We start from the raw sequence: 12,006 nt of genomic DNA, 5'->3' as shown, positions 1-12,006 counted from the left end.
CTCACTACTTTGGTAGTTACTATTTATTTAGGAGAAATTGAAATGGAAGGATTTTTTTTACTCGTATTTTTAGCTCTAGGCGGTTCTACGATCGCAGGCTCTATTAAAATTGTCAATCAAGGGAACGAAGCCTTAGTCGAAACCTTGGGCAAATATAGCGGCAAAAAATTGGAACCTGGTCTTAATTTTGTCATCCCTTTTCTCGATCGCGTCGTCTATGAACAAACTATCCGCGAAAAAGTCTTAGACATTCCCCCCCAAGCCTGTATTACCCGCGATAACGTTTCTTTTACAGTAGATGCGGTGGTCTACTGGCGGATTATGGACATGGAAAAAGCCTACTATAAAGTAGAAAATCTTCAGTCAGCAATGGTAAATATGGTGCTGACGCAAATTCGCTCGGAAATGGGTCAACTCGATCTAGAACAAACCTTTACGGCCCGTTCTCAAATTAATGAAATTTTACTCCGAGATTTAGACATTGCTACCGATCCTTGGGGAGTGAAAGTAACGCGGGTAGAATTGCGGGATATTGTTCCTTCCCAGACAGTGCAAGAATCAATGGAATTGCAAATGGCGGCCGACAGGCGCAAACGTGCAGCAATTCTGACATCTGAAGGGGAACGGGATTCGGCAATTAATAGCGCTCAAGGTAGAGCAGAAGCTCAAGTTTTGGACGCACAAGCGCGTCAGAAATCGACAATTTTGGAGGCCGAGGCGCAGCAAAAAGCGATCGTTCTCAAAGCTCAGGCGGAACGCCAAAGTCAAGTTCTTAAAGCTCAGGCGACTGCTGAAGCATTGCAAATTATTGGCAAAACTCTGGAAAATGACCCGAATGCTCGCGAAGCACTCCAGTTTTTACTAGCTCAAAACTATTTAGATATGGGTCTAAAAATTGGTAGCAGCGACAGCAGCAAGGTGATGTTTATGGACCCGCGCAGTATACCCGCAACTTTAGAGGGAATGCGATCTATTGTTGGTAATGAGGTGGCTAATTCTGATTTGAAGAAGTTGTCTTAGGGGTCAGGAACCGCTTTCAGCGGTTAGGGGCTAGGGACTAGGGGCTAGGGGCTAGGGAAAGAAGGGAATAAAATCAGCGAGTTTGGTGGAACTCAGAACGTCTTAACTGACGACAGGGGTTGCTATAGCATTACTCAATGCTACATTGTTTGACCTAATCCCCCAACTCCCGAACTATCTCTCTCTTCCCTCTCCTTTTAGGAGAGGGAAAAGGAATAAATCAGGAATTACGCAGAATTACGTATCTTCCTTCTCTCTTAGATAACTAAATCCTTCCTTCTTCCTTCTTCCTTCTTCCTTCTACTTATACTTTCAAGCGAAACAATAGAAACTGAGTTTTTTGCTCCTCATCAAAATTATCATCGCTCACTAATACTAAACTCTGACTACCATCTGGCAAACGCGGCCCTAGAGTCATTCCCTCCAAATTGTACAGAGGAATTTCCAAATCCTTCAAATCTAGTAATAGCTTTTTCTTCACGGGTTCAGCCGTTGTCACCTTACCCTTCAAGCTGTAAATTCTAGAAGTATCAGTAGCACCTCCTAATGCTAACTGAAAAATCTTAGCGCCATATCCATAAACCCCAAAACTACGCTCTAAACTGAGCAAGTGACCGCCTTTACCTATAGCTACTAATTCTGTTAATCCATTCAAAATAGTCAAAGGAGCCGGATCGAGCTGATAGAAATTTTCTGAAACTAATTGCGCTGTTTTATCGACTATGACATAATGCAATAAGCGGAGATTTTTTACCTGCTCTGGGTCGCTATCTTGCATTAAAGGGGCTTCTATAGCTGTAAAGATCCGAAACGGATCGAGACCATCAGCACTCCAGCTTTCTGGGTCTATAGTTAAGGATTCAAAGCCTAAATTGTCAACTACTCCCTGGCCTTGCTTTTCATCTGTGTTATCGGGAAGATAACGCTCTGGTATGGGCACGCTTCCTCGGATTTTCCCAGTTTTTAAGTCAAATTCTCGGACAAAAGGAGGAATGCCAAGATGGGTTACGCCTTCGCTGGCAACAAATACTGACTTGCGGGGAGAAATGGCTATACCTTCAGGGTTTATGGAATCTTTCGAGAAGGTTTTTCCGTCTTTGTCGGCGAGATAAGTAATACCTTCAACTGCGACTCTATCGATGGCAAATTTTCCTGTATCGGCCTCTGCCAGCTTGAGTTTGAGAGTATAAAATCTCGCGTCACCGTATGCGCTGGGATCGTCAGAGATGGCATAAAATCGAAAGGCAGGATCTGTAGAAGTCGCAGTACCTTTGCCATCGTAAGCAATTCCTGATAAACCGCCAACGGGGAGATCGTCAAAGTTGATTTTTGGTAGTTGATACTCGCTTAAGAAGTCGAGGGAGAGGTCTAGGAAAGTTCGATCCTTGGCGACTGCTTGAGGAGGGCTACAGGCTGTAGTCAAAGTTAATAAAATTATGGCTAAACTGAATAAGTGCAAGATGCGCTGGCTTAATAGGTGTGCTAACTTATTGATGGGGTTCCCTGATTTATTTTTATTTGTTTGTAGCATTGTTTTGATATGCAAGATGTGACGGTTCAGAAATGGCTTTGGTGTCGTGGTAACGCAATGGTTCGCGTGGCAAGTTTTACCTTGTTTTCTTTATGGTTGTGCGCTGGTTCTGTTGCTAACGGCCAAACTAATCAACCCACCTTGGATCAATTTTCTCCCAATCCGCTTGAGATTACCACACCCGATCCCCTGCTGCCTACACCTCCTAAAAAAGGTGAAAATCTCGATCCAGAGCAAAGTCAAGAATTGGCGGCGGCTCTGGATCGGTTAAACTTAGAGGCGATCGCTAAGCTGCAAGCTGCGGATACGCCAGGAGCTTTTGAAATTTGGAATCGGGAATTGCGGTTGCGACGTTATCTGGGCCCGGCGGCGGAAGTAGAAGCGCTAAGTCGGGTTGGTAAAGTTGCTTGGGATCGGAGTCAGCAGCTTGAGTTGCAGTTTATTACCCAGCGGTTACAAGCTATTCAAAAGGAAGTTTTGTCTGAATCTCCTGTGAATGCCGAGTTGTTGCAAGGACTGGGTTTGGCTTTTCAACAGGTGCGGGCAAAAGGGCCAGCAGTGGAAGTTTATCAGAAAATTTTAGAGGGGGCGCGATCGCGCTCGGAGATACTAACAGAAGCGCAAACTTTGAGGACGATCGCACAACTTCATGCTAATTGGTTTAGCTACGAAAAAGCGGCTGGTGTCTATGAGGAATTAGCAGCTTTAATTCAGGATCATCGCGATTTGTTTGTGGTCGATCCCACCGTACCAAATCGTAACCCATCTGAGTCTGGTAATGGTACGACTACGACGGCGATACCTGTACCTGCTCCTACTGAAGAGGAATCGCTTAAACAGTTGGCTTATATGTACGAGCAGTCGCGAAAACCTTTGCAAGCGATCGCGGCTAGGGAAAAATTAACTTCCCTATATTTGAGCCAGCAAAATCTTAAGGCGGTTCCTCCTTTAAAAATGGAGATTGCCTCTAATTACGAAGTGCTCGGTCAACTGAATTTAGCAAATCAATACTATCAAGAAGCTTATGCCTCAGCCTTGGTGGTTCAACAATTTGCTGTGGCTAGCGAAGCTTTGGAAAAAATGGCAAAACTCTACCGTTCGCAAAAACAGTGGGATGCCGCTTTGAAGATTTATCAAGTGCAGTTGACTGTCGAGCAGCAGTCTTACAATCTGTATGGGGTAATGGAAACTTACGATCGAATTGGTCAAGTTTATATGGAGTTGAAGGCTTACTCCGAAGCTTTAGCTGCCTATCAAAGAGGGTTAGAAGTTGCTAAACAGTTGAATCACAAGCAAGAATATTTTGCTAGGAAGATTCAGAAATTAAATCAACGATTAAAGAGTTAATCGTAACGCGGATTGTGAGAATAGACAGCGTTTATCCCAGGCAGCTATTGCCAATGGGCTTGCAGTCAGTTTTTTGATAAAACCGCGATCGCGAGTAAATTGCCTCCAAACTGCCCATCGGCCGCTGCAAGAAAGCTCACTCAACGTTAATCTGATTAAGGGTTTCTTGATACTCTAAGACCTATGCCATCAAAGATCGGTCTGGGCGTATTGTCTGTTACCCATTTAACGTGACGCTGTTAATCTGTACTGCTGATGAGTCAATTCAATTCACTGCGATCGCAACCAGTTTCTCGACGGACAGCCCTGAAATTGCTCGGTGTGAGTGCCGCCGGAGGATTGCTGGGCTACTCCCGCTTCTCAAAGCCGCAGCCAGCCGTTTTTCAGCAAGATAGTTTGAACTTGCCACGACTCCTGAATCGCCCCACAAGCGTTGTGGTTGTTGGCGCTGGCTTAGCTGGGCTCGCCAGTGCCTACGAACTTTCTCAGAGGGGTTTTACCGTGACGCTTTTGGAGCGATCGCCTCAACTCGGAGGCAAAATCGCCAGTTGGCCGATCCAAGTCGGCAACGAAACTTTTATGATGGAACACGGATTTCACGGTTTCTTCCCTCAATATTATAACCTCAATAGCCTAGTTAAAGAACTGAAAATTACCGATAATTTTCTTTCTTTAGAATCCTACGCTGTGGTCTTTCGAGATGGCAAATACAAGCCGGAAGTATTCCGTCCCAACCATTCAGCTTTTCCCTGGAATGTAGTGGATTTAGCCGTAGCCTCTCCCAACCGTTTGCGCTGGGGAATCGATCTCACCAAACCTGCTCACTGGGAAGTTTTTAGAGAAATTGGCGGCTTCCAAGCTCAGAAAAGTTTTCAGCGACTCGATAATATATCCGTTGCTGACTGGGTAAAAGATGAGTTTCCGCGAGGGCTTTATGACTTGTATTTTCTACCCTTTGCTAAGTCTAGCCTCAATGCTCCCGATCGATTGAGCGTGGGAGAATTAATGCAATTTTTTCACTTCTATTTTTTTGGCAATCCAGAGGGTTTGGCCTTCAACGGTACGCGGCAAGATATGGGTACAAGTTTAGTTAACCCTATTGCTAAGGCAATTGCAAGTAAAGGCGGAAAAGTATTAAGTGATGTCGCTATCACCGCCATTAACTGCAAAAATGGTAAGATTGACGCTTTGAGCTATCAAGTAGGAAATGTCCAGAGTAATGTACCTTTTTGGGTACAGAAAAACTCTTTCCTTAATGATGGTTCGGCTACGGAATATTTCGGAGCAGGAGATCGCGTATTTGCCACCACAGCGAATGGAAAAGAGGCAATTTCTCTCACCTGTACTCACCAAGGTTGTACGGTTAAGCGAGAGGATGACGGTAAATTTCATTGTCCTTGTCACGGAGCAATTTTTGATACTGAAGGACGAGTTATAGCGGGGCCAGCTCGAAGGGATTTACCGCGTTTTAAAGTGGTGGAGCGGCAGCAAGATGAGTTACAATTATTAGCGGCTGTCAATAAAAATTCTGTTCCCAACTCTCAAGAAACAGTGCAGGCTGATTACTATGTTTTTGCTACTGATGTGCCAGGGGTGCAACACCTATTTACTTTAATGAGTGGTGATGTAAATCAGTCAGTACAAAGTCAGATAGAAAAGTTGAACTTGGCAGATCCATTTGCTGTTGCTCGCTTCTGGTTTGACCGAGATTTTGAATGGGAACACAGTAACTTTACTTCCCTTTCCGGTTATCAACTAACCGACAGCATTACCCTTTACCATCGAATTCAAGATCAATTTATCGAGTGGCATCAGCAGACTGGCGGTAGTGTTGTCGAATTACACGCTTACTGTTACAAGGAGAAAAAATTCCCAAATCAGCAGGTTTTGCTGGCTACTTTTGAGGAAGAACTCTATGAAATTGTACCCTCACTAAAAGCAGCCAATATGTTACATCGGGAACTGGTTAATCAAAAGAATTTTTCCGGTTATCCACCAGGAAGTTATGCGGAACGTCCCCAAACTTCTTGCAATGTGCCTAATCTTTTGTTTGCTGGCGATTGGGTTAAAATGCCATTTCCTTGTGGTTTAATGGAAAGGGCAGTTAGCAGTGGTTTGCTAGCAGCTAATGAGATTATACATCAGGAGGGATTGCAAAGGCGAACTCTCCTAACTGTGAATCCAGAGGGGTTCTTGAAAATCTAATTTTTGTTAACTGTTAACTGTTAACTGTTAACAGTTAACGGTTAACTGTTAGATCCTTCCTTAATCATTCGGCGATTGAAATCGCTACTACACAAACAAAGTCCGCCTGCGCGGACTAAATCAGGAATTATGTAAAGAAATCCGATTTATTGCCTCAACATGATAACAACAACTAACAACTAACAACTAATAATGCAGTCTCCAACTTTGACTACTCAAAATAATCATATTCGCCAGTTAGGTATTAACTACAATTTCTGGTATGTAGTTGCGCGAAGTAACGAGGTTAAAACTCAACCTATAGCTGTTATTCTTTGGAATCAACCGATAGTTATTTATCGAGATAATACAGAGGAAATTCGCGCATTGGAAGATAGATGTCCTCACCGACAAGTTAAACTTAGTCACGGTCAAGTTAAAGGGGATTTGCTAGAATGTGCCTATCATGGATGGCGTTTTAATGCTAGCGGTGAATGTGCAGAAGTCGATTATTTAGCAGATAATCAAAAGTTGCCTAGCTGCAAAATTCGCTCTTTTCCAGTTAAAGAACAAGACGGTTTTATCTGGCTATTTCCAGGGGACGAAACTAAAGCAGAACAAGTTTCTCTGTTAGGTTTACCGGAGTGGGAACATATCAACTATATTGCCACAGTTTCAGTTATTAACTGTCAGGCTCACTATTCGTTTTTAATTGAAAATTTGATGGATATGTATCACGGACATTTGCATCAAGACTGGCAAGCTTGGGCAGAGCCGGTGTTACAAGATTTGGATGAAGATGCTGATAGAGTAGATGCTCACTATCAAGCTCAAAGCTATTACAAAATTGATAAAATTTGGTCGATTTCTCAGTTATTTTTCCCGGCTTTGCGTCGCCTCCATCCAGAACCGCTCGATGTAAGTTATGTTTATCCGCACTGGGTTTCAACTTTAGGCAAAGACTTTAAGATTTACTGTTTAGTTTGCCCAATTAGCGCTACTGCAACTAAGGCTTATTTGATTCATTTTACATCATTAAATGCCTTTTGGCGTTTGCATAAATTGCCTATGAGATTCCGTCGATTTGTGAAGGATAGTTTGTTTGGTGCGGCTCAAAAGTTATTAGATGGTTTGGTGCGTCAAGATGTGCAGATGATTGAGGAGGAACAGCAGGCTTATTTGCAGAATGCTGAACGCAAAGGTTATGAATTAAATCGGGCTTTGGTAAGCGTACAGCGGTTGATGAGGAGTCAAGTTGAAAAGTAGTTTTATACCCCGTTTATTATGTTTATTATTTGGCGATTGAAATCGCTACTACACAAACAAAGTCCGCCTACGCGGACTAAGGAATAAAGGGGTATCACAGGTACTCCAGTTATCCAGATTACTAAATTAGCCTTTGAGTTCAACTTTTTTTCCGTTGTTGCTGATAAAAATTGACAACTTTTTGGACATAGGTAGCGGTGTCACCGCTGCTACAAGCTGTCGATTTTCCAGTCATCCACCAACAAGCTGAACGACGTACTGCTGATAATTCATTGTTACCGCTAGCTTTATATTCATCGCGCAGAGTATCGCCCACTATACAGGTAACAACTGACCGCGCTTTTGCGGTGTCCGCCTCAAATTGTTGGGGTGTTAATTCTTGTTTAATACATAATTTTGACCAGCGGGGAATATTGCCTGGTAAAATTTGCCATTGGCTGTACATTCCATCATTAGGAGAGTTAGGCGGTGCGGCTTGTCGCAGTGCTTCCACGAGTGCGGAAACTTGAGCATTGGAGACTTGCTGTGCTGATGCTGGGAAGGTGTACATTCCCAGGCTAACTATTAGGCTGCTAAGTAGTAGATTTGCTTTCCCGATTAATTTTGCATTCATTGGCGAGACTTTTTTTGAATCTTACTTTTCTCTACTAAGAGTTACTCGATCATCACTCAGATGCCTCTCTCTTAAGTATGATTTGTTTTAGGAATAGGTGCGGATTGCCTCTACTATAGAAATTAGCGAGCGAGTGCGGTAAAATTATGGAAGTGCAACCAAGAGAAATTCGACGTTACATTACACCAGATGACAAAATTCCTTTCTTAGAGTGGTACAATTGTTTGCGAGATGGGAAAGCTCAAGCTAAAATTGATGCAAGGCTTGAACGAGTTATTCTGGGTAATCTGGGAGATTATCGATCGGTAGGAGAAGGTGTCTGGGAACTTAGAATTAATTATGGCCCAGGATACCGGATCTATTTTGGACAAATAGGAGAAACTATTGTACTTCTCCTTTGTGGCGGTGATAAAAGTACGCAACAACAAGATATTGAGAAAGCTAAGGAGTATTGGGAAGATTATGCAAAAAGTGAAAATGCCTAAAAGTGATAGCTACGACGAGTTTCTGATTGAGTCTTTAAAAGATTCGGAACACGCTGCTAGCTTTATCGAGGCTATTTTGGAAGAAAAAGATCCTGAACCTGCACTGCTATCTAATGCAGTCAGAAAAGTGGTTGAAGCTCGGATGAGGATGAATAATCTTTCTGATTCAGCCAAATTGAAACATGAGAATCTTGACAAGATGCTGACAGCGAGTGGCTGTGCAGAAATTTACAGTTTTGTAGAATTGCTGGATGCTTTAGGTTTCCGGCTGGCAGTTACGATTAAAGAAGATGAATTTACAATGGGAATCGACTAAAGTTGCTACTACAGTGATTCTTATTCGTCCGCTAGGGGTTGAATTTCTGGCAGGTTCTATAGAAATTAATCGGCGAGTGCGGTAAAATTATGGAAGTGCAACCAAGACAGATTGAGAACTACCTGAGAGCCGATGGAACAAGTCCTTTTGAGAATTGGTATGACTCGCTCCGAGATACTAGAGCCAGAGTTATAATTAAGTCAAGGCTTGACAGAGTTGAATTTGGTAATTTGGGCGATAGTTCTTCAGTCGGAGACGGAGTATTTGAACTGAGAATTGACTATGGCCCTGGTTATCGGGTGTACTTTGGACAAGTTGGATTAACAATTGTTCTTCTCCTAATAGGGGGAGATAAAAAGACTCAAAAACAAGATATTGAGAAAGCTAAGGAGTATTGGGAAGATTATGCAAACAGTCAAAATGCCAACAAGTAGAAGCTACCACGAATTTTTGATTGAAACTCTCCAAAATTGGGAGGAAACTGCGGGTTATATTGAGGTGACTTTGCAAGAAGGCGGTGATGAACCTAAATTGCTGCCAAAGGTACTTAGAAATGTTGTTGAAGCTTATGCAAAAATGAATAAACTTTCTGATTCAACTCAACTGAAACATAAGAAACTTGACAAGTTACTGACGGCGAGTGGTTGTGCAGAAATTTATGCTTTTGTTGAGTTACTGGATGCTTTAGGTTTTAGGTTGGCCGTTACAGTTAAAGATGATGAATTGATGACTGAGGAAGTGACTAAAGTTGTTATTACGAATGATGGGAGCGATTAAATTGGACATCTCGCCCTGTCTGTGTGATAATAAGGTTAGCTTCCCACTCGTTGGGAAAACTAATTGAATAGAAACGATAAATTTCCTGATAGTGAGCTTGCCAACTTATGTCTACTCTCTGGGGAAACTAATTGAATGGAAACTCTATTCTGCGAATACAAAATCAAATAAATGGTGGGCCATTTCTAACTTGCTGCAAGGTGGAATTTCTAGTTGTTGCCCCTGACAATTAATCAAAATTGCCTGATTAGTATCGCTATTAAAACCCGCACCTATTTTATCAATTGGATTGGCCGCGATCGCATCTAACTTCTTCCTTCCCAACTTCTCCAACGCAGGCTTGACAATATCTCCAGTTTGTGCTGCAAATCCGACCAGTTTTTGATGGGGCTGCTTCAAACTCCCCAACTCAGCTACAATATCCGGCACGGGTTCCAAAGGCAAAGAACTAGGAAGCGATCGCTTAGGCAACTTCTCACTAAAATACTCCCTCGGCCGCACATCCGCCACCGCCGCCGCCATCACCGTTACATCCGCCTCCGGGAAACAAGACAGCATCGCCTCGCGCATTTCCAAAGCACTCACAACTGCGATCGCTCTCAAAATTCCCCTGGGCAATAACCTCTCATCTATACTATGTACCAAAGTCACTGCCGCCCCTCGATGCAAAGCCGCCACAGCCAAAGCCATCCCCATTTTACCGCTAGAAGGATTGCCGATAAACCTCACCGGGTCGAGATGTTCCCGCGTTCCTCCCGCACTAATTAACACCCGCTTACCCCTTAAATCTTGCTTGCCCCCAGTATGCAGCAACGATTCAATGTGCGCTAAAATCTCACTTGGTTCCGCCATCCGACCAGCACCGACGCGATCGCAAGCCAAAATCCCAGCACCAGGCTCCATACCACAAAAACGCTCATCTGTCAATACTTGCCGCCAATTCCGCTGCACCGCCAACTGTTCCCACATATCCGTATTCATCGCCGGGGCCAACAGAATTGGACACCGAGAAGCCAGCACAACATTAGTCAGCAAATTATTCGCAAAACCCCCCGCCAACTTCGCCAAAGTATTAGCCGTCAGAGGCGCAATAACGAAAATTTCTGCCCATTCTCCTAACTCAATATGTAGCGGGCGCGAGTGTGTGGGTTGCCAAAAATCGCCATCCGTATAAGCAGAATGGCGAGACAAAGTAGCCACACTCAAAGGCGTAATAAACTCTTGGGCCGAATCAGTGAGAATTACCCTCACCTGGGCACCTGACTTAGCCAAAGTTGAAACCACTTCGCAGACTTTATAAGCCGCAATACCGCCACTAATCCCAATTAAAATTCTTCTGCCATTCATACTACCAGGAATTATTGACGCGGCGGTTAAAACCGCAGCTACCCAGATAAAACCCGCCTGCGCGGGTTCTATTCTCTGACTCAATTTTCAGTCCGCGCAGGCGGACTTCGTTTGTGTAGTCGCGAATTCTATTCGCCAGGAATTATTAACATTTGCGAGAAAAAAGAATAACTAACTCGATCTTCAGTTAAGCTTCATCGTAAGCTTCCATATCCAGCAGGTGGAAATAGGGTTCGGCTAACTCTGGACGCTGAAAGGCTATAGCCCGAAGCAAATGCCAATCATTTAATCCCTCAAAAGGATCGGTGTAATCATCTTCCTCCAAACGAGTGGCCAACTTTGCCACATCCTCCGAAGTCAGTGCAGCAATATCACGGGATGCTTTGATCAAAGTCTTCATCGTTTGCACCTTCCTTAAGCGGCACCTGCCTTAACCATTAGTTTTGGAGTCTTGTTTAAAGATCCATATTACATCCTAAACCTTTAACTCGTTTTTGGCATAGTTTCCACAACAAAACTTCGCATTAAATCTATCACTTCCGGCCGAATCTCATGCCCCATATCAAATTCACGATACTGCACCCGGCCACCCAAAGCAGTCAAATCGTCTCGCGATCGCACCGCCGCACTCAAAGGCACAACCGTATCTTGCCTGCCATGTACAATCAAAGTGGGCGGTAAAACCTTGCTAGCAGGTTGAGGAACAGAGTGCAAATATCCACTCAGACAAATTAAACCTGCCAAAGGCAAACTTAACCCCACATCCAGAGTCATCGCGCCGCCTTGGGAAAACCCGCCCAAAATAGTCCTAGACAAAGGTATCCCGATCTTACTTTCTAAAGACAGCAGCCAATCCCTCAGCATTTGCCGACTTTGGGCCAAACCTTGATACTCCTTAGTTTGCAAGTCATACCACATTTTTCCCCCCAGCACTTGAGGATGAGGAAAAGGTGCATCTGGGAACTCAAAATGGTAATCAGGCAAATTTAGCACTGGAACTAAGGATGCCAAATCATGATAATTTGCACCCCATCCGTGCAGTGCAACAATCACGCCCACAGGTGTTTGAGTAGTTTTTGCTGGCACACTAATAGATTGTAAAGACATGGGTAATTGCTAA

The 12,006-nt window shown here is 43.7% G+C and carries 13 protein-coding genes; 8 read left to right on the top strand and 5 right to left on the bottom strand.

The genetic code is table 11. The features are described 5' to 3' along the window. The first annotated feature begins 42 nt into the window (after positions 1-42). A complete protein-coding gene (locus tag OSCI_RS04855) occupies positions 43-1,020 on the top strand; it encodes an SPFH domain-containing protein (protein WP_019486817.1) in 978 nt (325 codons plus the stop codon). Between the two features lie 304 nt (positions 1,021-1,324). On the opposite strand, the gene OSCI_RS04850 is transcribed toward OSCI_RS04855, so the two are convergent. Continuing rightward, positions 1,325-2,551, bottom strand: a complete 1,227-nt coding sequence (locus tag OSCI_RS04850) for an esterase-like activity of phytase family protein (protein WP_007353739.1) — start codon at positions 2,549-2,551, stop codon at positions 1,325-1,327. A 9-nt stretch (positions 2,552-2,560) separates the two neighbouring features. Here OSCI_RS04850 and OSCI_RS04845 point away from each other — a divergent pair, with 9 nt between their 5' ends. The 3 genes from OSCI_RS04845 to OSCI_RS04835 all read left to right on the top strand — a co-directional run bounded on the left by OSCI_RS04845 (position 2,561) and on the right by OSCI_RS04835 (position 7,348). Then, a complete protein-coding gene (locus OSCI_RS04845; RefSeq protein ID WP_007353738.1) occupies positions 2,561-3,898 on the top strand; it encodes a tetratricopeptide repeat protein in 1,338 nt (445 codons plus the stop codon). A gap of 255 nt (positions 3,899-4,153) precedes the next feature. Continuing rightward, positions 4,154-6,103 carry an FAD-dependent oxidoreductase gene (locus OSCI_RS04840; protein ID WP_007353737.1) on the top strand — a complete coding sequence of 650 codons (1,950 nt, stop codon included), beginning with the start codon at positions 4,154-4,156 and terminating at the stop codon, positions 6,101-6,103. Between the two features lie 192 nt (positions 6,104-6,295). Beyond that, a complete protein-coding gene (locus OSCI_RS04835; protein ID WP_007353736.1) occupies positions 6,296-7,348 on the top strand; it encodes an aromatic ring-hydroxylating oxygenase subunit alpha in 1,053 nt (350 codons plus the stop codon). A 139-nt stretch (positions 7,349-7,487) separates the two neighbouring features. Here the strand turns inward: OSCI_RS04835 and OSCI_RS04830 are convergent, their stop codons facing one another. Continuing rightward, positions 7,488-7,961, bottom strand: coding sequence for a hypothetical protein (locus tag OSCI_RS04830; protein ID WP_019486815.1), 474 nt, complete (start codon positions 7,959-7,961; stop codon positions 7,488-7,490). 146 nt (positions 7,962-8,107) lie between these two features. On the opposite strand from OSCI_RS04830, the gene OSCI_RS04825 reads away from it, so the two are divergent. From OSCI_RS04825 to OSCI_RS04810, 4 genes are all read left to right on the top strand, one after another. Beyond that, positions 8,108-8,446, top strand: coding sequence for a type II toxin-antitoxin system RelE/ParE family toxin (locus tag OSCI_RS04825; RefSeq protein ID WP_007353733.1), 339 nt, complete (start codon positions 8,108-8,110; stop codon positions 8,444-8,446). Continuing rightward, positions 8,439-8,762, top strand: coding sequence for a DNA-binding protein (locus OSCI_RS04820; protein ID WP_007353732.1), 324 nt, complete (start codon positions 8,439-8,441; stop codon positions 8,760-8,762). Before OSCI_RS04825 ends, OSCI_RS04820 begins: the two co-directional genes overlap by 8 nt. An 89-nt stretch (positions 8,763-8,851) precedes the next feature. Then, positions 8,852-9,196, top strand: a complete 345-nt coding sequence (locus OSCI_RS04815) for a type II toxin-antitoxin system RelE/ParE family toxin (protein WP_007353731.1) — start codon at positions 8,852-8,854, stop codon at positions 9,194-9,196. Continuing rightward, positions 9,183-9,539 carry a hypothetical protein gene (locus OSCI_RS04810; protein ID WP_007353730.1) on the top strand — a complete coding sequence of 119 codons (357 nt, stop codon included), beginning with the start codon at positions 9,183-9,185 and terminating at the stop codon, positions 9,537-9,539. Before OSCI_RS04815 ends, OSCI_RS04810 begins: the two co-directional genes overlap by 14 nt. A gap of 144 nt (positions 9,540-9,683) precedes the next feature. On the opposite strand, the gene coaBC is transcribed toward OSCI_RS04810, so the two are convergent. The 3 genes from coaBC to OSCI_RS04795 form a co-directional block, all read right to left on the bottom strand. Continuing rightward, complete coding sequence (gene coaBC, locus OSCI_RS04805; protein WP_007353729.1) at positions 9,684-10,886, bottom strand: bifunctional phosphopantothenoylcysteine decarboxylase/phosphopantothenate--cysteine ligase CoaBC; 1,203 nt, start codon at positions 10,884-10,886, stop codon at positions 9,684-9,686. A gap of 187 nt (positions 10,887-11,073) precedes the next feature. After that, positions 11,074-11,286 (bottom strand): DUF2555 domain-containing protein, encoded by a 213-nt coding sequence (locus OSCI_RS04800; protein WP_007353728.1) that lies wholly within the window; start codon positions 11,284-11,286, stop codon positions 11,074-11,076. 83 nt (positions 11,287-11,369) lie between these two features. Next, the gene (locus OSCI_RS04795) at positions 11,370-11,993 is read right to left on the bottom strand and encodes an alpha/beta hydrolase (protein ID WP_007353727.1); all 624 of its coding nucleotides are present in this window, start codon (positions 11,991-11,993) and stop codon (positions 11,370-11,372) included. Positions 11,994-12,006 lie beyond the last annotated feature (13 nt).

The sequence above is a fragment of the Kamptonema sp. PCC 6506 genome (genome assembly GCF_000180455.1).
Taxonomy (GTDB): Bacteria; Cyanobacteriota; Cyanobacteriia; order Cyanobacteriales; family Microcoleaceae; genus Kamptonema; species Kamptonema formosum.
The sequence above is the reverse complement of the archived record's forward strand: the minus strand, read 5'-3'. Positions and strand labels throughout refer to the sequence as shown.

Coding starts and splice junctions, on each gene's coding strand:
- OSCI_RS04800 (WP_007353728.1), bottom strand. CDS start 11,286: ATGAAGACTTTGATCAAAGCATCCCGTGATATTGCTGCACTGACTTCG.
- OSCI_RS04850 (WP_007353739.1), bottom strand. CDS start 2,551: ATGCTACAAACAAATAAAAATAAATCAGGGAACCCCATCAATAAGTTA.
- OSCI_RS04855 (WP_019486817.1), top strand. CDS start 43: ATGGAAGGATTTTTTTTACTCGTATTTTTAGCTCTAGGCGGTTCTACG.
- OSCI_RS04830 (WP_019486815.1), bottom strand. CDS start 7,961: ATGAATGCAAAATTAATCGGGAAAGCAAATCTACTACTTAGCAGCCTA.
- OSCI_RS04820 (WP_007353732.1), top strand. CDS start 8,439: ATGCCTAAAAGTGATAGCTACGACGAGTTTCTGATTGAGTCTTTAAAA.
- OSCI_RS04795 (WP_007353727.1), bottom strand. CDS start 11,993: ATGTCTTTACAATCTATTAGTGTGCCAGCAAAAACTACTCAAACACCT.
- coaBC (WP_007353729.1), bottom strand. CDS start 10,886: ATGAATGGCAGAAGAATTTTAATTGGGATTAGTGGCGGTATTGCGGCT.
- OSCI_RS04825 (WP_007353733.1), top strand. CDS start 8,108: ATGGAAGTGCAACCAAGAGAAATTCGACGTTACATTACACCAGATGAC.
- OSCI_RS04815 (WP_007353731.1), top strand. CDS start 8,852: ATGGAAGTGCAACCAAGACAGATTGAGAACTACCTGAGAGCCGATGGA.
- OSCI_RS04810 (WP_007353730.1), top strand. CDS start 9,183: ATGCCAACAAGTAGAAGCTACCACGAATTTTTGATTGAAACTCTCCAA.
- OSCI_RS04845 (WP_007353738.1), top strand. CDS start 2,561: ATGCAAGATGTGACGGTTCAGAAATGGCTTTGGTGTCGTGGTAACGCA.
- OSCI_RS04840 (WP_007353737.1), top strand. CDS start 4,154: ATGAGTCAATTCAATTCACTGCGATCGCAACCAGTTTCTCGACGGACA.
- OSCI_RS04835 (WP_007353736.1), top strand. CDS start 6,296: ATGCAGTCTCCAACTTTGACTACTCAAAATAATCATATTCGCCAGTTA.